Genomic DNA, 18,795 nt, shown 5'->3' on the forward strand with positions numbered 1-18,795 from the left:
GCAGTTGGCGGCAGTGCCAGGGCGTGGCACTGCTGCCAACTGGCATGTCGCGTGGATAGTGTGAGGCTATGGCGGACACGGACGAGATCAGGACCACGGGTGTGGTCCTGGCCGCCGGGGCAGGAACGCGTCTGGGCCTGGGACCGAAGGCCCTGCTCCCCTACCGGGGCCGGCCGCTCGTGGAGTCCGTCGCCGCAGCGCTGATCGACGGCGGCTGCCGCGAGGTGGTGGTGGTGCTCGGAGCCGGCGCCCCCGACGTCGCCACCACTGCCCGGCTGGACGGGTACCGGACGGTGGTGAACCACGAATGGCAGTCGGGGATGGGCAGTACCTTGTTGCTGGCCAATGCCAGCGCGGACCCCATGGACCATTTGATGGTCGCGCTCGTGGACCAGCCGGGCCTGACACCGCGGATGGTGGGACGGCTGCTGGCAGCACACCGTCCGGGCCGGGTCACCGCAGCTGCTTACGACGCCGGCGCTGCCGCGACCAACAGTGCGGGCGGCAGGCTCCGGCGCGGGCATCCGCTGATCATTGACGCCGGCCTGCGGGCAGCTGTGGCCGAAACCGTGACGGGCGACGCCGGGGCGCGGCGCTTCCTGCGGGACCATCCCGGGCTGGTGGATGAGGTGGACTGCAGCGACCTGTCCACCGGGGAAGACGTTGACACCCCTGGGCAGCTCTTCCTGCTGGGGTAGGAATCAGCGCGCCGTGCCGGCTGCAAGCAGCTCCTCCAGTCCGCGCTTAAAACCGGACCTCCCGCCATGGGAGGGATGCCGGACTTTCGGCACCTCCATGCCGCTGGACAGCAGGCTGCGGTGTGCCACGTTGCCCACGGCCACTGTTGTTCCGATGCTGAACAGGTCCGCCAGCGACTGCCAAAAGGGAGTTCCAAGCCTGGCTTCGGTTATCCGCGGCGTGCGGTTGGACTGGGGCTTCCCGGGCATGTGGGTGTGCCACGGGCACGCGCTCCACAGGAGAGGAAGGAACTGCAGCTCCGCCAGGACCTCCCACATCACCGTTGCGGTGGGCTCGGCTGCCACTCCTGCCGCCTCCTCCGGCACCACGTAACCCTTTCCCGGGCCGAACAGTCCAAAGCTGTTGGCCGGCCCCTGGAACATGGTGCGGTTTGTGAAGGGAACACCAGTGATCCTCATGCCGCGGAAGCCCGGGGCCTCGCCCAGCAGCAGCACCGTGGGCGAGCGGTCCAGCATCTCCTCGAGATAGGTCTCCAGATTGCGCCGGCGCTGGGCGTTTACCGGGACGCTGTGGTCAAAGAAATTGTTGCGCCCTGGCACTGTGGGCACGGCGGAAAGCTGCTTCACAAAGTCGCTGACGGCGTCAGTCACCGGCGCGCTCCCAAGCGTAAGAGAGGCGCCCGGGGTCCCTGTGGCGAGCGCAGTGAGGCATCGGGCAGGCGGCGAACGCTACCAGCGCGGGTGGATGCCCTCGCGGAAGTAGTGGTCGTAGATCCAGCGGACACCGGCGTCGAAGTCTTCACCAATGGCGAGACCCGCCGCGGCGGCATTCGCCGTAGCCTGTTCCACGTTGCGTGCGCCGGGGATCACGCTGGTGACGCCGTCCTGCGCCGCAATCCAGGCGATTGCGGCCTGCGCCGTGCTGGCGCCGGCCGGTACCAGCTGTTCGAACTCCTTGACGGCCTTCAGCCCCAAGTCATAGTCCACCCCCGAGAACGTTTCCCCGACGTCAAAGGAGTCGCCGTTGCGGTTGTAGTTCCGGTGGTCGTTCTCGGCGAACGTGGTTTCCTTGGAGTACTTGCCGGAGAGCAGCCCCGAGGCGAGCGGCACGCGGGCGATGATCCCTACGTTTGCCGCCTTTGCTGCGGGAAGGACCTCGTCCAGGGGCTTGAGGCGGAAGGCGTTGAGGATAATCTGAACAGAAGCGGTGCCCGGGTGGCTGATCGCTTCCAGCGCCTCGTCGGTACGTTCAACACTGACGCCGTAGTTACGGATGGCGCCCTCTGACACCAGGGTGTCCAGGGCGTCATAGACCTCGGCGTTGCTATACACCGGAGTGGGCGGGCAGTGCAGCTGGACCAGGTCAAGGGAGTCTGTGCCCAGGTTCTTCCGGGAGCGGTCCACCCATTGCCGGAAGTTGGCGAGGGTGTAGTTCTCCGGCAGCTGGTCCACGCGGCGGCCCATCTTGGTGGCCACCGTAATGTCGAGTCCAGGGTTGTCCGCGAGGAACTTCCCGATGGCCTGTTCGCTCTTGCCGTCACCGTAGACGTCGGCGGTGTCGAAGAAGTTCACGCCCGCCTCCACGGAGGCCGCCAGGATGGCCTGCGCTTGTGCCGGGTCAACGTGGCCCCAGTCCGCGCCAAGCTGCCAGGTTCCCAGCCCCACGATGGACACGTTCCGTCCGGTCTTGCCTAAAATCCGCTGTTCCATCCCATGACTATATGCAACGATGCAACGCGGGGTCAGTTTAGGCCCGCTGAACGCGCCTAATGGGACATTATGTGACCCCGCGTTGTCCTAGGACAGGAGATGCTCCAGGTTCGGCACCAGCCCCGCCTCCTTGAGTCCCAAGTAGATCTTGTCCCGCGCCATGGGCAGCTGGGCGAAGCGCACGCCGGTCGCGTTCCTAATCGCGTTCGCCAAGGCTGGGGCCACGGGGTTGAAGGGGCTTTCGCTCATGGACTTCGCGCCCAGCGGCCCCATTTTGTCGTTGGTGTCCGCGAAGTACACCTCGCTGCGGGGCACGTCCGCGAAAGTCGGGATGTGGTACTGCCGCAGGATGTCGGTGGTGACCCGGCCGGCGTCGTCAATTACCACCTCCTCATACAGCGCAGCGCCGATGGCCTGGGCAATTCCGCCCTCGATCTGGCCGCGGCACTGGCGCGGATTCACCACCACACCGGCGTCCGCCGCCTGCACGCTTTGCAGGATCTTCAGCTCGCCGGTGCCGCGGTTCACCGCCACCCGGAAGCCGTGCACGTTGAACGCCACAGACCGCGGCGTCCCGCCCCAGCGCCCTTCCGCTGCGAGTTCGACGCCGGCTTCTGCCGCCGCCTGCGCCAGTTCCGCAAGCGACACGGGCGTTCCGTCGCACACGACGGCGTCGCCGTCCAGGACGCAGGCTGAGGCCTGGGTCTGGTGGGTACCTGCCGCAAAGGCGCGGATGCGGACAGCCAGTTCCTCAGCCGCAGCAAGGGTCGCCTTGCCCGCCACCACGGTGCCCGCGGAACCGAAGGCACCGGTGTCGTGCTCGATCAGGTCCGTGTCGGACTGCCGGACTACAACCCGCGTGGCGTTCGTTGACAGCGCCGTGGCGGCCAGTTGGGAGTGGACGGTGGTGGTGCCGTTGCCGAACTCGGCAGTACCGACGTCGGCCTGGTACGTGCCGTCGGGCAGGAGCCGGAGGCGGGAATGGGCAAAGTGCCCGCGCGGCGGCACGGTGTCGATCATGGAGAGGGCGGTTCCCTCCCCGGTGAGCCAGTCCGGGCCGAGTTCGTCCAGCCCGGCGGCGCGGTACCGTTCCCGGCCGCGGGCCAGTGCGTCGCGGACCAGGCTCAGGCACTGGTCCAGCCCGTAGCTGCCGTAGTGGACGTCCTCCTCGGGTTCCGGCTGGGTGGACAGCATCCGGTCGCCCTCGCGCACCATGTTCCGGCGGCGGAATTCGAACGGGTCCATACCGATGCCGGCGGCGAGCTCGTCCATCGCGGACTCAATCGCGAAGATCATCTGGCTGAGGCCGTAGCCGCGGAACGCCCCGGCCGGCACGGTGTTGGTGTACATCGCATGGGCGTCCACTTTTTTGTTCTCACAGTTGTAGACGCTCAAGGATTCGCCGCAGCCGTGGAACATCACGCCGGGACCGTGGTTGCCGTACGCGCCGGTGTTGGTCAGGACATCGAACTCCAGGGCAGTCAGCCGGCCGTCCACGCTGGCGCCGGCCTTCAGCTTGATGGTGAACGGATGGCGGGTGGTAGTAGCGGTGAATTGTTCGGTCCGGGTCAGTTCGAGCTGGACAGGCCGGCCCAGCTTCAGGGCAGCGAGCGCCACGATGTCCTCGGTGAGCACTTCCTGCTTGCCGCCAAAGCCGCCGCCGACGCGGCCGGCCACTACGTGGACCTGCTCTTCCGGAAGCCCGAAAACCCGGCACAGCGTCCGGCGCACCAGGAACGGGACCTGGCTGGACGTGCGCACCTGCAGGCGCCCCCCGCCGTCGACGCTAGCGATGGCAGCATGCGTCTCCAGAGCGACATGCTGGACGCGCTGGGTGCGGTAGGTCTGTTCGTGGATGAAGTCAGCTGCGGCAAACCCTTCGGCCACGTTGCCCAGTTCCGAGTGGAGCTCGGCCACCACATTGCGTTCCGGCCGGGAAATGCGCGACGCCGGTCCGTCCTTCTCTCCGTGCACCAGCGGCGCGCCGGGCATGAATGCGTCCTGCGGCGAGAACACCGCGGGCAGTTCCCCGTACTCCACATCCAAAGCCCGCACACCTGCTTCGGCGGCGGCTACTGTTTCGGCCACCACCGCGGCGACGCGCTGGCCCCGGAACCTCACCACGTCATCGAGCACACGGGTATCATCCGGGTCATCGGTGAACAGTTCGTGCTGGGCCGTGGAGAACAGCTGCTCCGGGGCATCCCGGTGGGTCAGAACGGCCACCACGCCGGGGACCTGCAATGCAGCATCGGTGTTGATGGACAGCACGCGTGCATGGGCATGCGGCGAGCGCAGGAGCTTAAGGTGGAGCAGGCCCTGGAGCTGGTCTGCAGGGCCGTCCAGCGTGTAGCGGACTGCGCCGGTAACCACCGCCCGGCTGGCGGGTGCCGGGACGTCGTCGCCCAGCTGCCCCGGCTCTGGATCCGGCTGACCTTTCCCGGCGATCCCGGATCCCTGTCCCTTCGGGTCCGGGTGCCCGGCATGCCCGCAGACGGCGTCAGAGATGGCACGGTATCCGGTGCAGCGGCAGAGGTTGCCCTTGAGGTTGCGGGGCAGGTTCTCCTTCTGCTCGTCGTCGAAGGTCGCCGCCGTCATGACCATGCCCGCCGTGCAGAACCCGCACTGGAAGCCCTGCCGCTCCATGAACCGCTGCTGCACGGGGTGCAGGTCCGCCCCGCCGCCGGCAGTTGAAGCCAGTCCTTCGATGGTGGTCACCGCGTGTCCCTCGGCGCGGACAGCAGGATAGATGCAGCTGTGCACGGGAGTTCCGTCCACATGCACCGTGCATGCCCCGCAGTCGCCGCCGTCGCAGCCCTTCTTGACGCCCAGGTTGCCCTGCTCCCGCAGGAAGGTGCGCAGGCACTGCCCGGGGCGGGGTGACGCGTCCGCGGGGGTTCCATTGATCTCGATGGCCATGCTCAGGCCCCTTCCTGCTGTGCGTAAAGTCCACGGTCTTTCGGCGGCCAGAAGTCGCCGGAAACCCGGAGGCCGGGCGCCCCTTCCGGGGCAGCGAGTTCGGCGCGGATTTCCTCGGCCAGGCGGTATGTCATGTCCCGGCGCCAGACCGGCAGGCCGTGGATGTCATCGTGGTAGAGGTCGTTGGGAATCGCTGCGGAAATTGCGGCGGTCAGCACGTCGGCGTCGGGAAGCCCGTCGAAGTGCAGCTGCACGGGCCGTTTGGTGGCGGCGGTGACAGTGAGCACCAGCCGGGTTCCGCCGTCGAGCCTTCCGATCAGCAGCGCTCCGGACCTGCCCAGGTTGCTCAGCGACAGGCGGCGGAACGCCACCCGGGAGGCAAGGGCCGACGCCGGGAGGTGGACGCTGCGCAGCAGCTCGCCCGGTGCCAGGCAGTTCTTTGCGTCCCCCGTGACGAATTCCGTCACCGGGACGGTGCGGCTTGTGCCGCCGGGGCCCAGGATGGTGGCGCTGCCGTCCAGGCCGGCACACAGCGAAATTACGGGCCCGGCGGGCAGTGAGGTGCACAGGTTGCCGCCCACGGTGGACATGTTCCACACCTTGAAGGAGGCAACAAAGGAGTCGCAGCACGGCCGGACCAGGTCCAGGGCCGGCCAGCTGCGGCCTGCTGCCGCCGCAGAGCCGGGAAGGCCATAGAGGTCAGCCACAGTACAGGTGGCAGCCAGCTCGATCCCGTCATCGCTGACGATGACGGGCGTCCAGCCCGCGTTGCCGAGGTCCAGCAGCCGTTTCAGCGGCTCGGGGCCAAACGCGAAGCTGCCGTAGGAGAACAGGACGGTGCCGCCGGCCAGCCAGGCGTCGCCGTCGCGCCATTCCGCGGGGTCGGTGGTGGGGACCACCGCCTCGATGGTGTTCATGTCCATGCGATCTCCTGCTGCAATGAGTGGGTGGGCGCCGGTTTGGCGGCGCGCTGCTGGTGGATGGGGCCGGAGGTTTCACGCAACGGCTGATGGGACGCGGCCGGATTTCGGGCGGCAATGATTTCGGCCAGGACGGAAACCGCCACTTCGGCCGGAGTGACGGCGCCGAGGTCCAGGCCCAGCGGCGAGTGGAGCTGGGCGATCCGTTCGGGGCGCACGCCGCTGTCCAAAAGTGCGTTCACGCGCTGGACGTGGCTCCGCCGGGACCCCAGGGCTCCGATGAAGGCAACGTCCAAACCCAGCGCAGTTTCCAGCAGGGGAACATCGAACTTCGGGTCGTGCGTGAGGACGCAGATCACCGTCCGGGCGTCCACGCGTCCCGCCGCCGCTTCTGCTGCGAGGTAATGGTGGGGCCAGGCGGTTACCACCTCATCCGCAATGCCGAACCGTGCCTGCGAGGCAAAGGCCGGCCGGGCATCCACCAGGGTGACGTGGTAGCCAAGCGGTTTGGCGGCCGGGAGCAGCGCGGCACTGAAGTCGTTGGCGCCGAACACCAGCATGCGCGGCGGCGCGAGCCGGGACTCGACCAGGAGGGTGGCTGCGCCGGTGCACAGGCCCGGCCCGGCCAGGTGCAGCACACCGGTGGCGCCGCTGCGCAGGAAGGACTCGAGCTGCACGATGCGGGCATGGCCAACAGGGGGATCTCCAGGAAGGTCCAGCAGCGCGCGCAGCTCCGGATGGTGGGACACGTCTGCAGCGGCCGGCTGGGAGATAACGACGGCGCCGCTGCCGCCGGCGTCGAGCCTTCGGACCAGCGCTACCGGTTCGTCTGGCCTGCAGGTCGCCAACTGCAGCAATGCTGCCGCCAGCCGGCAACCGTCCTTCACGTTGGCCGGTTCGATGTGCACGTCCAGCTCGCCTCCGCAGGTGAGCCCGACGGCGAACGCATCTTCCGCGCTGAAGCCGAACGTCTCGAGGCGGGTGACGCCGTCGTCCATGGTTTCCAGCGCTGCCGACACAACGGCGCCCTCCACGCAGCCGCCGGAGAGGCTGCCCAGGACGGCGCCGGCTTCGGACACAAGCATGGTGCTGCCGACGGGCCGCGGGACGGAGCCGCCGGCCCGCACGATGGTGGCCACCGCGAAACGCTGTCCGGCCAAGGCCGGAGCCCAGCCGGTTAGTGAAGGTATCAGGTCAAGCATGGCGGCACTCCTTCTTCCCGCGCTGCGGTGGTGTCCATATTGTCGTTCCTATCGGGGAGCCGGGCCAAGCTTTTGGCCTGCCCAGGGGGAAATCGCTGCCGGTCCGGGCATCCACCCCCGGGTTATGGGTGCGGATGCCCGGACGGCGAAGCAAAAGGTCCGAAAGAAAGGTGCGGTCAGGCGCCCAGCAGCAGGTTGATGGGGCCGCGGGCGAAGTAAACCAGGAACCCGGCGCTGACCACCCACATCAGCGGGTGGATTTTCTTCGCTTTCCCGGAGGCCGCGCCGATGATGGCCCAGCTGATGAAGCCCACGCCGATGCCGTTGGCGATGGAGTAGCTCAGCGGCATGGTGACGATGGTGAGGAATGCGGGCAGTGCAACGGTGAACTTGCTGAACTTGATCTCCCGGATCTGTGCCATCATCATCGCGCCCACCACCACCAGGGCAGCGGCTGCCACCTCAAGCGGAACCACGCTGGTGAGCGGCGTCAGGAACATCGAGCCGAGGAACAGCACCCCGGTCACCACCGACGCCAGGCCGGTCCGTGCTCCCTCGCCGATGCCGGCGGCGGAGTCGATGTACACGGTATTGGAGGAGCCCGAGGTTGCGCCTCCTGCCACGGCACCGATGCCTTCGACGATGAAGGCGGACTTCAGCCGCGGGAAGGTTCCGTCCTTGTGGGCCACGCCGGCGCTCTTGGCCAGGCCGGTCATGGTGCCCATGGCGTCGAAGAAGTTGGTGAACACGAGGGTGAACACCAGCATGGTGGCGGCAAGCCCGCCGATCCGGCTGAAGGCTCCGAACAGGTCGAACTGTCCCACCAGGCCCAGGTCCGGGGCGGACACCAGCTGGCCGGAGAGTACCGGGGTGTTCAAGTGCCAGCCGCCGGGGTTGGTGTCGCTGGCCGGGCCGATCTTCAGCACTGCTTCGACGACGGCGGCCAGGAAGGTGGTGGCCACGATGCCGATCAGCAGGCCGCCCTGGACTTTGCGGGCCACGAGGATGCCCATGGCCAGCAGGCCGACGACGAACACCAGCGTGGGAATTGAGGTGATGGAGCCGCCGTTGCCCAGCTGGACAGGCGGGCCCCCCGCCGTCGCCTTAACGAAACCCGAATCCACGAAACCGATGAAGGCGATGAACAGGCCGATGCCCACGGTGATGGCGGCCTTCAACTCTTTGGGGACGGCCCGGAAGATGGCGGTGCGGGCACCGGTGATACCGAACAGCACGATCAGGATGCCGTTGATCACCACCAGGCCCATGGCCTCCGCCCAAGTGACCTCCTGGATGACGGAGACGGCCAGGAAGGAGTTGATGCCGAGTCCGGCGGCGAGGCCGAACGGCAGGTTGGCGATAAGCCCGAAGAGGATGGTCATCACGCCGGCGGTGAGCCCGGTGACGGCACCCACCTGCGCGGCGGAGAGCCAGCCCCCGGCGACGTCGGTGGGGGCGTTGCCTGCGCTGAATCCGCCAAGGATCAGGGGGTTGAGGATGACGATGTAGGCCATGGTGAAGAAGGTGACCAGGCCGCCGCGGAATTCCCGGGCAAGGGTGGAGCCGCGCTGGGTGATTTGGAAGAACCGGTCAAGGAAGGAGTTCGACGCCGGAGGCTGCGGAGTGCCTGACGCCGGCTTGGGGGTGCGGGTGGTTGGAGCCGAATGCTCCTCGTGGGAATTGTCCAGGATGGTCATGTCAGCCGCCGGGCCTAGTAGTCGATCCTGGTGTCGAGTGTGTTCCAGGTGTTGAACGGTTCCAGCGGGGCAGGGCCCTGCGGGTTGTCCAACTCCAGCTTCGACACCGGCATCAGGGAGTTCCTGTCCTGGTTTTCGAAGTATTCGTAGAAGACGGCGTCGTCAAAGCCCACGGACGCGGCATCGTGCCGGTCTGCGGCGAAGACCACCCGTTCCACCCGGGCCCAGAGTGCGGACGCCAGGCACATGGGGCACGGCTCGCAGCTGGTGTAGAGGACGGCCCCGGTGAGGTCGAAGGTGCCGAGTTCGCGGCAGGCCGTGCGGATGGCGGTCACTTCGGCGTGCGCGGTGGGATCATTGTCCGCGGTGACCCGGTTGACGCCGTCGAAGGTCCGGCCGTCAGCCGTGACGATCATTGCTCCGAAGGGTCCCCCGCTGTTCAGGACGTTGGCCGTGGCCAACCTGATGGATCTGGCCAGGAATTCTTCGGCCGTGACGGTGGTACTCATGATGCGACTCCCTTTGCCGGGAAGCCTGAAGTCCGTTGCAGGACCAGTAGAACCAGTGCGAACGGTTACCAGGCTTCAGCATGTGCTGTGAAGGTTAAGTTGCGCCTGGTAGATAGCTTCCCGAAGTCCGGGTGCCCGCCTTTGGCAAGATCGAGATTAGCACTCGATTGTGGGCCGCGCCATAGTTTTCTGGAAACTTAATTTCGCAATGTGAAATCTACGTTTCGCGGTGCTCACAGCTGCAGTCACAATTGCAGTCCGTTGACGCCGGACCGGGCCGCGCCCTAGCCTAGGTCCCAGCCGCGCTGCCGTTGAGCACTTCTGCTCGCCGGCCGGCCACCTGGATCAGCAGACAGGGCCCACTGAGCTGGCATGAACACCACTGCACTCAGACAAGGACCGCCATGACGCCATCCATCGCATCCGCTTCCCGCCTGTGGATCAAGAATCCGCAGGGGGCTTTGACGGCCAATCACCTGGACGCCTCGGGCGGGCTCGTGGTCAGCGGCGGAGTCATTGTGGAAGTACTCGCCGCCGGGCAGGAGCCTTCCGAAACCTGCAACGAGGTCTTCGACGCCGGCAGCCACGTGCTGCTGCCGGGCCTGATCAACACGCATCACCACTTCTACCAGACCCTCACCCGCGCCTGGGGTCCGGTGGCGAATGCCCCCTTGTTCCCGTGGCTGCAGAACCTGTATCCGGTGTGGGCCCGGCTCACGCCCCGGGACCTGGAACTGGCCACCACCGTGGCGCTTGCGGAGCTCCTGCTCTCCGGCTGCACTACGGCCGCCGACCATCATTACCTCTTCCCGGGCGGCCTTGAGAATGCGATCGACATCCAGGTCGAGGCCGTTCGCCGGCTGGGGATGCGGGCCACCCTCACGCGCGGGTCCATGACGCTGGGAACGGACGACGGCGGCCTGCCGCCACAGTCCACCGTGCAGGATCCGGAGGTGGTACTGGCCGACAGCGAACGCCTGGTGGGCCAGTACCACGAGCGCGGTGACGACGCGGTCATACAGATTGCCCTGGCGCCGTGCTCACCCTTCTCCGTCACCAAGGAGATCATGGCCGAAAGCGCAGCCCTCGCGGAGCAGCTGGACGTCCGGCTGCACACCCATCTGGCCGAAACTTTGGATGAGGAGGACTTCTGCCGGGAGATGTTTGGGCTGCGGACCGTCGACTACCTGGACAGCGTGGGCTGGCTGACGGACCGCACCTGGCTGGGCCACGGCATCCATTTCAGCGACGCCGAGATCGCCAGGCTGGGAGCCGCGGGCACCGCCGTCGCGCATTGCCCCACCTCCAACATGCGGCTGGCGTCCGGCACTGCGCGCGTTCTGGACCTGGAGGACGCTGGAGTCCCCGTGGGGCTGGGAGTGGACGGCTCGGCGTCGAACGATGCTTCAAACATGATCCTGGAAGCGCGCCAGGCGCTGTACCTCCAGCGGCTGCGGTACGGCGCGGACGTTCCGGTGGAGCGGGCGCTGGGCTGGGCCACCCGCGGTTCGGCCGCCGTGCTGGGCCGCCCCGGTCTGGGCCAACTCGCCCCCGGGATGCAGGCGGACCTGGCACTCTTCCGGCTGGATGACCTGCGCTTCTCCGGCAGCCACGACCCCATCGCTGCGCTCCTGCTGTGCGCCGCGGACCGGGCGGACCGGGTGATGGTGGGCGGCCAGTGGCGCGTGGTGGATGGGCAGATACCCGGACTGGATATCGCCGGACTCATTGCGGATCACTCTGCGGCGGCGCGGCGGCTGGTGAACGGGTAGGGCCGCTTTCCGTTTCGACGGTTCCCTGCCCGGACGACGATTCGAATCATCGAGCGGGCAGGGAACCGTCGAAATGGCGGTGGGCCGCTACACCGCCAGCGCTGTCAGGACCGCTGGCCGCCAAAGCCGGGCAGGCCATGGATCCAGCGTGAGAAGCGTCCCGGAATATGGTCCCGGTCAGCCGGCAAGTAGAAGTCGGGGTCCGTCCCGCCGCCAAGGGGAAGGTAGAACTCCTGGACCGAGGGTGCCGCCGTTTGCGCCGGTGCGGCCTGCGTGCTGTCCTGCTGGTACATCTGATCCTCCTTCAAGGCTGGGGTAATTCCGCAAGGTGGAAATTACTTTTTGGTATATGAAATAGCTTAGGGTGCCGCCCGAGTCTCCGTCAATGGTCCCGGCGCCACCCGGTCACAAACTGAATTTTCGTTTTGTGATGTACACCACCGGATTCGCAGGGTACGCTGAATGTCAATTCGTGGTGTAAGTCACGTAACCTGGGAGCAGCAGGCAGGGTCGTAATGAGCTGGCATCAATGGATGCCGGCTCTTTTTTGTTGGGTCGGCACCACCGGAAACGCGCTTGAAACACGCGCTTAATCACAATGATGGAACCTATGTTCCACATACCGGAAGTTGGGAACAGACCATGAGCAGCAAGATCATCCTCGGCGAAAACCAGTACGGAAAGGCCGAGGTCCGGGTCGTCAAGATCACCCGCGACACCGACCGCCACGAAATCGAAGACCTGAACGTCACCTCGCAGCTGCGGGGAGACTTCTCCGCGGCCCACCTCGAGGGCGACAACGCCCACGTGGTGGCCACCGACACCCAGAAAAACACCATTTATGCCTTCGCCCGTGACGGCGTCGGATCCCCCGAGGCGTTCCTGCTTCGGCTCGGCGGGCACTTCACCTCCAGCTTCGACTGGGTCACCGGCGGCCGCTGGGAAGCCGAGTCCTACAGCTGGGACCGGATCCAGGCCCACGGCACGGAGCACGACCACTCCTTCGTGCGCAACGGCCAGGAAGTCCGGACCGCTGTCCTGGTCAGGGACGGCGCAACCACCCACCTCATCTCCGGACTCAAGGACCTGACCGTCCTCAAGTCCACCCAGTCAGGCTTCGTGGGCTACCCGAAGGACAGGTACACCACCCTGCCCGAAACCACCGACCGCATCCTGGCCACTGATGTCTCGGCCCGGTGGCGGTTCAAAACCGGAACCGATTTCAGCGCCCTGGACTTCAACAAGAGCTACGACGACGTCAAGGGACTTTTGCTTGAGGGCTTCACGGAGAAGTACTCCCACGCCCTCCAGCAGACCCTGTTCGATATGGGCACCAAAGTCCTGGAAGCCCACAGCGAAATCGATGAGATCAAGTTCTCGATGCCCAACAAGCACCACTTCCTGGTAGATCTCTCGCCGTTCGGCCTCGACAACCCCAACGAGGTCTTCTTCGCTGCCGACCGCCCCTACGGCCTGATCGAGGCCACCGTCCAGCGTGATGACGCCACCCCGGCGGACATCGCCTGGTCAGGCATCGCCGGCTTCTGCTAAACCCCAGCCACCTCCCCGGTCCGGAGTTTTTGGACAGGGATACAAGGGCCTCATCGCCCCTGAAGTCCCATTACGTGTCCAAAAACTCCGGATCCGGCCGGATTCCTTCCCGCACCACCCGTTAGCCAGACCCCGTTAGCCAGACAATGTCGTCTGCCATGAACCAAGAAAGTCTGCCATGAACATCAGAAAGAAACCGGCCGCCGCAGTCGCCGGAAAAGGCCAGCATTCAGCCCGGCCTGAGGACCAGCGCCTCCCCATCGCCAGCACTTTCGCCTACGGCTTCCAGCACGTCCTTACCATGTACGGCGGGATCATTGCCCCGCCGCTGATCATCGGCGCCGCAGCCGGCATGTCCTCACAGGACATCGGCCTGCTGATCGCCGCCTGTCTCTTCGTCGGCGGACTCGCCACCATCCTGCAGACCATCGGCGTGCCGTTCTTCGGCTCCCAGCTTCCACTGGTGCAGGGCGTCTCCTTCGCCGGCGTCTCCACCATGGTGGCGATCGTCCACGGCGGCGGTGGAATCCAGGCTGTTTTTGGATCCGTTATTGCGGCGTCCCTGATCGGCCTGCTGATCACGCCGCTGTTCTCGAAAATCATCCGATTCTTTCCGCCGGTGGTCACCGGAACCGTCATCACCACCATCGGGCTTACCCTCATGCCGGTGGCGGCCAACTGGGCCATGGGCGGCAATAACAAAGCGGAAAACTACGGCAGCATGGCCAACATCGGCCTCGCTGCTGCCACCATGGCCATCGTCCTGCTCCTGAGCAAAGTCGGCAGCGCCGCAATCTCCCGCCTGTCCATCCTGCTTGCGATGGTCCTCGGCACCCTGATCGCCTTTGCCTTCGGCATGGCCGACTTCTCCAAGGTTGCCCAGGGCGAGATCGTCGCCTTCCCCACGCCGTTCGCCTTCGGCCCGCCGGTATTCGAGATCGCCGCCATCATCTCCATGCTCATCGTCATCCTGGTGACCCTGACCGAGACGTCCGCGGACATCATCGCCGTGGGTGAGATCGTGGGCACCAAGGTCGATTCAAAACGCATTGGTGACGGCCTCAGGGCGGATATGATCTCCAGCGCCATCTCGCCGGTCTTCGGCTCGTTCACCCAGAGCGCGTTTGCCCAGAACGTGGGTTTGGTGGCCATCACCGGCGTCAAGAGCCGCTTCGTGGTCAGCGCCGGGGGCCTGATCCTGGTGATCCTCGGCCTGCTGCCGGTCCTGGGCCGCGTGGTCGCAGCGGTGCCCACGCCTGTGCTCGGCGGGGCCGGCGTCGTACTCTTTGGAACGGTGGCCGCGAGCGGCATCCGCACCCTTTCCAAGGTGGAGTACAAGAACAACATGAACCTGATCATTGTTGCGGCATCCATCGGGTTCGGCATGATCCCCATCGCGGCTCCCACCTTCTATGACCAGTTCCCGTCCTGGTTCGGCACCATCTTCCACTCCGGCATCAGCTCCGCCGCCGTGATGGCCATCCTGCTGAACCTGCTGTTCAACCACCTCAAGGCCGGCAACTCGGAGAACCAGTCCGTGTTTGTGGCCGGTACCGAACGCGTTGTCCGGGAAGAGGACCTGAAGTGCCTCGCCGACGGCGACCGCTTCGAAGGCGGCAAGCTCATCGACTGTGACGGCAAGGAAGTCCCTGTCCAGTCAGCCGAGAAGGCGTCAGACCACTAACAACAAACGCGAGATGACAGTTCGCGGCAATGTCCCACACGGACACTGCTGTGAACTGTCATCTCGCGCGTTAAGAACGGCGGACTCAGGTTCGGTTCAGCTCCAAAGAAATGGCCTCGGCGGCTTCGCGGAGGATTGGCACGGCCTTGTCGGCGAAGTTCCCGTCCACCCGCGACACGGGGCCGGAAACCGAAATCGCGGCGGGGGTGGGGGCGTTAGGCACAGCCATGGCGAAGCAACGGACACCGAGCTCCTGCTCCTCCTCGTCAATGGAGTAGCCGCGTTCCCGGATGAGCTTGAGATCGGCCAGGAGGTCCTCGACATCGCCGATGCTCTTCGGCGTGGGCGTGGGCATCCCGGACCGGGTGACAATGCCACGCACAGTATCGTCATCGAGCTGGGCCAGGATTGCCTTGCCGACGCCGGTCGCGTGGGTATGGGCGCGCCGTCCCACCTCGGTGAACATGCGCATCGAGTGCAGCGACGGCACCTGCGCCACGTAGATCACCATGTCCGAGTCGAGCACGGCCATGTTGGAAGTCTCGCCGAGCCTGTCCACCAGCGTTTTCAGCTGCGGACGGGCTACTGCGCCGAGCTGCTTGTTGGCTCCCTCGCCCAGCCGGATGAGCCGCGGGCCCAGGGCGTACCGCCGGTTGGGGAGCTGGCGGATGTAGCCCAGCGACACCAGGGTGCGCAGCAAGCGGTGGATCGTGGGCAGCGGCAGGTCGGTGGAGGAGGACAACTCGCTAAGGGTAACGTCCCCGCCGGCGTCAGTGATCAGTTCCAGCAGTTCGAAGACGCGCTCAACGGATTGGACGCCACCTGCGGCTTTTTCAGCCATGTACCAGTCTCCTGTGGGCTCGGATTCCGACAAGTCTTATCCGCATCGTGAAAAGAGTTGCCCTAATGCTCTCAAGATACAGCACTGGTCCGGCGGAAGCGATGAAGGGCCGGAGGGGCTTGTAATTCCATGAAGTAGATAATAATATCCATAATACGAAAACATTCCGATCACGTAGCTGCCCGTACCGGGCCCAACAGGAGGACATTCAATGGCGAACCCCAGCCCCGGAAATTCGATTACCCTGCGCGTGGAAGCACCGTCCAGCTTCAGTGCAACCAGCGAGCTCGCCGCGGCCGTAGGTGCCGCCGGCGCCGCCATCACCGCCCTGGACGTCAGCGAGTCCCACCACGAGACCCTGGTTGTCGACGTCACCTGCAACACCACCGACGACGAACATGCAGGCAGGGTCAAGGATGCCCTCAACGCGCTCGACGGCGTCACGGTCCAGCACGTCTCGGACCGCACCTTCCTGATGCACCTGGGCGGCAAGCTTGAAGTCGTCCCCAAAGTGGCCCTGCGCAACCGCGACGACCTCTCCCGCGCCTACACTCCCGGCGTCGCCCGCGTCTGCCTCGCCATCGCCGAGGACCCGGCAGCGGCCCGCAACCTGACGGTCAAGCGCAACACCATCGCCGTCCTCACCGACGGTTCAGCCGTCCTGGGCCTGGGCAACATTGGCCCGGCCGCCGCCCTGCCGGTCATGGAAGGCAAAGCCGCGCTGTTCAAGCAGTTCGCCAATGTGGACGCCTGGCCGGTCTGCCTGGACACCCAGGACACCGAGGAAATCATCATGATCGCCAAGGCCATGGCCCCCGTCTACGGCGGCATCAACCTGGAGGACATCGCCGCCCCGCGCTGCTTTGAGATTGAAAAACGCCTGCGCGATGAACTCGACATCCCCGTCTTCCACGACGACCAGCACGGCACCGCCATCGTCACCCTGGCCGCCCTGGTGAACGCGCTCCGTGTTGTGGGCAAGAAGCTGGATGAGGTCCGGATTGTGGTTTCCGGCGTCGGGGCCGCAGGTTCCGCCATCATTCAACTCCTGAAGGCACAGGGCGCCCGGCACATCGTCGCCGCCGGCCGCTCGGGTGCCATCCACGCCGGTGAGACGTACAGCGACGAGCACCGCAGCTGGATCGCGGCCAACACCAACGAGGAAGGCTTCGCCGGCACCCTGCACGAGGCGCTCGTGGGTGCGGATGTGTTCATCGGCGTCTCCGCGCCGCACGTGATCGGCGAGGAGCAGGTGGCTGCGATGGCAGAGAACGCCATTGTGTTCGCCATGGCCAACCCGACGCCGGAAATCGATCCGGTCATCGCCTCCCGGCACGCCGCCGTGGTGGCCACCGGCCGCAGCGACTTCCCCAACCAGATCAACAACGTGCTGGCTTTCCCGGGCTTCTTCCGCGGCCTGCTCGACGCCGGAGCCTCGGACATCACCCCGGAGATGCTGGTGGCCGCCGCGGAAGCGATCGCCAACCGGGTAGCTGACGATGAGCTCAATGCCAGCTACATTATCCCCAGCGTCTTCGATCCCCACGTGGCCGCCGATGTTGCCTCAGCCGTTGCCGCTGCCGCCCACAACGCAAAGGTGGCAACCGCAGCTGCGGCAGCACCGGCACCCGAAGCCGCCCTGGCCAGCGCCTGATTCACCGCCTGACTTCAGTACAAGGAAAGGACCAGAAATGGCCATCACTGTCACAGACCCCCGGCCCATCGAGCGCGCGGAGGAAATCCTCACCCCCAAGGCCCTGGCTTTTGTGGAGGAGCTGCACACCCGCTTCGCCGGCACCCGCAACGAACTCCTGGCAGCCCGCGGCGCCAAGCGCCAGCGCGTAGCCGAAACCGGAAAGCTGGACTTCCTGCCGGAGACGCAGGACGTGCGCGACGGCGACTGGAAGGTTGCGCCCGCACCCGCACCGCTGCAGGACCGCCGGGTGGAGATGACCGGGCCGGCCTCACCGGCAAAGATGGCCATCAACGCATTGAACTCCGGCGCCAAGGTGTGGCTCGCGGACCTCGAGGATGCCAGCACACCCACCTGGGGGAACGTCATCGACGCCATCCTGAACCTCCGCGACGCCGCCCAGGGCACGCTCAGCTACACCTCGGCCGAGGGCAAGGAATACAAGCTCCGCAGCGGTGCACCGCTCGCCGTCGTGGTCGCCCGCCCCCGCGGCTGGCACATGCAGGAGAAGCACCTGCTCATCAATGGCCAACCTGCCGTGGGTGCGCTGGTGGACTTCGGCCTGCACTTCTTCCACGTGGCCAAGCAGCTGGTCCTCAACGGGCAGGGCCCGTACTACTACCTGCCCAAGATGGAGAGCCACCTTGAGGCACGGCTGTGGAATGACGTCTTTGTCTTCGCCCAGGATTACCTGGGGCTGAACCAGGGCACCGTCCGTGCCACGGTGCTGATCGAGACCATCCCGGCGGCCTTTGAGATGGACGAGATCCTGTACGAGCTGCGGGACCACGCCTCCGGCCTGAACGCCGGCCGCTGGGACTACCTGTTCAGCATCATCAAGTACTTCCGCGACGCCGGCGAGGAGTTCGTGCTCCCGGACCGCGCCTCTGTGGTGATGACCGCGCCGTTTATGCGCGCCTACACCGAACTGCTGGTCAAGACCTGCCATCAGCGCGGCGCCTTCGCGATGGGCGGCATGGCGGCCGTCATCCCCAACCGCCGACACCCCGAGGTCACCGAGGCTGCCTTCGCCAAGGTCCGCGCGGACAAGACCCGCGAGGCGAACGACGGCTTCGACGGCTCCTGGGTGGCGCACCCGGACCTGGTCCCAACGTGTCGTGAGGTGTTTGATTCGGTGCTCGGCGGCAAGCCGAACCAGCTGGACAAGCAGCGCCCTGAGGTTGCCGTCACTGCTGAGCAGCTGCTGGACGTGGCCTCCGCCGAGGGCCAGGTGACCGAGTCTGGCCTGCGGCTCAACCTGTACGTAGCCATCGCCTACACCGCCGTATGGCTGTCCGGGAACGGCGCCGTGGCCATCCACAACCTGATGGAGGACGCCGCCACCGCGGAAATCTCCCGCTCCCAGGTGTGGCAGCAGATCCGCAACAAGTCCGTCCTCGCGGACACCGGCAACACCGTCACCCGGGAACTGGTGGAGCGGATCCTCGGCGAGGAAACCGAGCGGCTGCGCACGGAGGTCGGTGACGAGGCCTTCCGCCGCTACTACCAGCCGGCCAGCGAACTGATCGCGGACATCTGCCTTTCCGAGGACTACACGGACTTCCTCACCACCCCGGCCTACGAACTGGTGGGCTGAGA

15 protein-coding genes are annotated in these 18,795 nt (G+C 66.1%); 6 read left to right on the forward strand and 9 right to left on the reverse strand.

Annotated elements, in window-relative coordinates; genetic code table 11:
* The first annotated feature begins 68 nt into the window (after positions 1-68).
* Positions 69-698 (forward strand): nicotine blue oxidoreductase, encoded by a 630-nt coding sequence (gene nboR / locus M1E07_RS16995; RefSeq protein ID WP_461187796.1) that lies wholly within the window; start codon positions 69-71, stop codon positions 696-698.
* A 3-nt stretch (positions 699-701) separates the two neighbouring features.
* On the opposite strand, the gene M1E07_RS17000 is transcribed toward nboR, so the two are convergent.
* From M1E07_RS17000 to M1E07_RS17030, 7 genes are all read right to left on the reverse strand, one after another.
* Entirely contained in the window at positions 702-1,349 is a 648-nt protein-coding gene (locus tag M1E07_RS17000; RefSeq protein WP_461187797.1) for a uracil-DNA glycosylase, read from the reverse strand.
* A 78-nt stretch (positions 1,350-1,427) separates the two neighbouring features.
* Entirely contained in the window at positions 1,428-2,408 is a 981-nt protein-coding gene (locus M1E07_RS17005; protein ID WP_461187798.1) for an aldo/keto reductase, read from the reverse strand.
* A gap of 87 nt (positions 2,409-2,495) precedes the next feature.
* A complete protein-coding gene (locus M1E07_RS17010) occupies positions 2,496-5,327 on the reverse strand; it encodes a molybdopterin-dependent oxidoreductase (RefSeq protein ID WP_461187799.1) in 2,832 nt (943 codons plus the stop codon).
* Positions 5,328-5,329: 2 nt separating this feature from the next.
* Positions 5,330-6,250: an FAD binding domain-containing protein gene (locus tag M1E07_RS17015; protein ID WP_461187800.1), complete on the reverse strand. Its 921-nt coding sequence runs from the start codon at positions 6,248-6,250 to the stop codon at positions 5,330-5,332.
* On the reverse strand, positions 6,241-7,449 hold the full coding sequence (locus M1E07_RS17020; RefSeq protein WP_461187801.1) for an XdhC family protein: 1,209 nt from the start codon (positions 7,447-7,449) through the stop codon (positions 6,241-6,243). The genes M1E07_RS17015 and M1E07_RS17020 overlap by 10 nt, the downstream gene beginning before the upstream one ends.
* Before the next feature lie 176 nt (positions 7,450-7,625).
* Positions 7,626-9,146, reverse strand: coding sequence for an NCS2 family permease (locus M1E07_RS17025; protein WP_461187802.1), 1,521 nt, complete (start codon positions 9,144-9,146; stop codon positions 7,626-7,628).
* 14 nt (positions 9,147-9,160) lie between these two features.
* Complete coding sequence (locus M1E07_RS17030; RefSeq protein ID WP_461187803.1) at positions 9,161-9,655, reverse strand: nucleoside deaminase; 495 nt, start codon at positions 9,653-9,655, stop codon at positions 9,161-9,163.
* A 404-nt stretch (positions 9,656-10,059) separates the two neighbouring features.
* Between M1E07_RS17030 and M1E07_RS17035 the strand changes: the two genes are divergently transcribed.
* Complete coding sequence (locus M1E07_RS17035) at positions 10,060-11,427, forward strand: 8-oxoguanine deaminase (protein WP_461187804.1); 1,368 nt, start codon at positions 10,060-10,062, stop codon at positions 11,425-11,427.
* Between the two features lie 104 nt (positions 11,428-11,531).
* On the opposite strand, the gene M1E07_RS17040 is transcribed toward M1E07_RS17035, so the two are convergent.
* Complete coding sequence (locus tag M1E07_RS17040) at positions 11,532-11,720, reverse strand: hypothetical protein (RefSeq protein WP_461187805.1); 189 nt, start codon at positions 11,718-11,720, stop codon at positions 11,532-11,534.
* Positions 11,721-12,069: 349 nt separating this feature from the next.
* Between M1E07_RS17040 and pucL the strand changes: the two genes are divergently transcribed.
* Positions 12,070-12,978, forward strand: a complete 909-nt coding sequence (gene pucL, locus M1E07_RS17045; RefSeq protein ID WP_461187806.1) for a factor-independent urate hydroxylase — start codon at positions 12,070-12,072, stop codon at positions 12,976-12,978.
* Positions 12,979-13,156: 178 nt separating this feature from the next.
* Positions 13,157-14,662 (forward strand): nucleobase:cation symporter-2 family protein, encoded by a 1,506-nt coding sequence (locus M1E07_RS17050; protein ID WP_461187807.1) that lies wholly within the window; start codon positions 13,157-13,159, stop codon positions 14,660-14,662.
* Between the two features lie 85 nt (positions 14,663-14,747).
* Here the strand turns inward: M1E07_RS17050 and M1E07_RS17055 are convergent, their stop codons facing one another.
* Positions 14,748-15,503, reverse strand: a complete 756-nt coding sequence (locus M1E07_RS17055) for an IclR family transcriptional regulator (RefSeq protein ID WP_461187808.1) — start codon at positions 15,501-15,503, stop codon at positions 14,748-14,750.
* A 211-nt stretch (positions 15,504-15,714) separates the two neighbouring features.
* Here M1E07_RS17055 and M1E07_RS17060 point away from each other — a divergent pair, with 211 nt between their 5' ends.
* Positions 15,715-17,157: a malic enzyme-like NAD(P)-binding protein gene (locus M1E07_RS17060; protein WP_461187809.1), complete on the forward strand. Its 1,443-nt coding sequence runs from the start codon at positions 15,715-15,717 to the stop codon at positions 17,155-17,157.
* 37 nt (positions 17,158-17,194) lie between these two features.
* Positions 17,195-18,793, forward strand: a complete 1,599-nt coding sequence (aceB, locus tag M1E07_RS17065; protein WP_461187810.1) for a malate synthase A — start codon at positions 17,195-17,197, stop codon at positions 18,791-18,793.
* The last annotated feature ends 2 nt before the right edge of the window (positions 18,794-18,795 follow it).

It is taken from the genome of Arthrobacter sp. Z4-13, from assembly GCF_054792705.1.

Bases quoted from the DNA above. Each gene is read 5' to 3' on its own strand.
- M1E07_RS17005 (WP_461187798.1), bottom strand. From the start codon at position 2,408: ATGGAACAGCGGATTTTAGGCAAGACCGGACGGAACGTGTCCATCGTG.
- M1E07_RS17015 (WP_461187800.1), bottom strand. From the start codon at position 6,250: ATGGACATGAACACCATCGAGGCGGTGGTCCCCACCACCGACCCCGCG.
- nboR (WP_461187796.1), top strand. From the start codon at position 69: ATGGCGGACACGGACGAGATCAGGACCACGGGTGTGGTCCTGGCCGCC.
- M1E07_RS17055 (WP_461187808.1), bottom strand. From the start codon at position 15,503: ATGGCTGAAAAAGCCGCAGGTGGCGTCCAATCCGTTGAGCGCGTCTTC.
- pucL (WP_461187806.1), top strand. From the start codon at position 12,070: ATGAGCAGCAAGATCATCCTCGGCGAAAACCAGTACGGAAAGGCCGAG.
- M1E07_RS17040 (WP_461187805.1), bottom strand. From the start codon at position 11,720: ATGTACCAGCAGGACAGCACGCAGGCCGCACCGGCGCAAACGGCGGCA.
- M1E07_RS17035 (WP_461187804.1), top strand. From the start codon at position 10,060: ATGACGCCATCCATCGCATCCGCTTCCCGCCTGTGGATCAAGAATCCG.
- M1E07_RS17010 (WP_461187799.1), bottom strand. From the start codon at position 5,327: ATGGCCATCGAGATCAATGGAACCCCCGCGGACGCGTCACCCCGCCCC.
- M1E07_RS17050 (WP_461187807.1), top strand. From the start codon at position 13,157: ATGAACATCAGAAAGAAACCGGCCGCCGCAGTCGCCGGAAAAGGCCAG.
- M1E07_RS17020 (WP_461187801.1), bottom strand. From the start codon at position 7,449: ATGCTTGACCTGATACCTTCACTAACCGGCTGGGCTCCGGCCTTGGCC.
- M1E07_RS17030 (WP_461187803.1), bottom strand. From the start codon at position 9,655: ATGAGTACCACCGTCACGGCCGAAGAATTCCTGGCCAGATCCATCAGG.
- M1E07_RS17060 (WP_461187809.1), top strand. From the start codon at position 15,715: ATGGCGAACCCCAGCCCCGGAAATTCGATTACCCTGCGCGTGGAAGCA.
- M1E07_RS17025 (WP_461187802.1), bottom strand. From the start codon at position 9,146: ATGACCATCCTGGACAATTCCCACGAGGAGCATTCGGCTCCAACCACC.
- aceB (WP_461187810.1), top strand. From the start codon at position 17,195: ATGGCCATCACTGTCACAGACCCCCGGCCCATCGAGCGCGCGGAGGAA.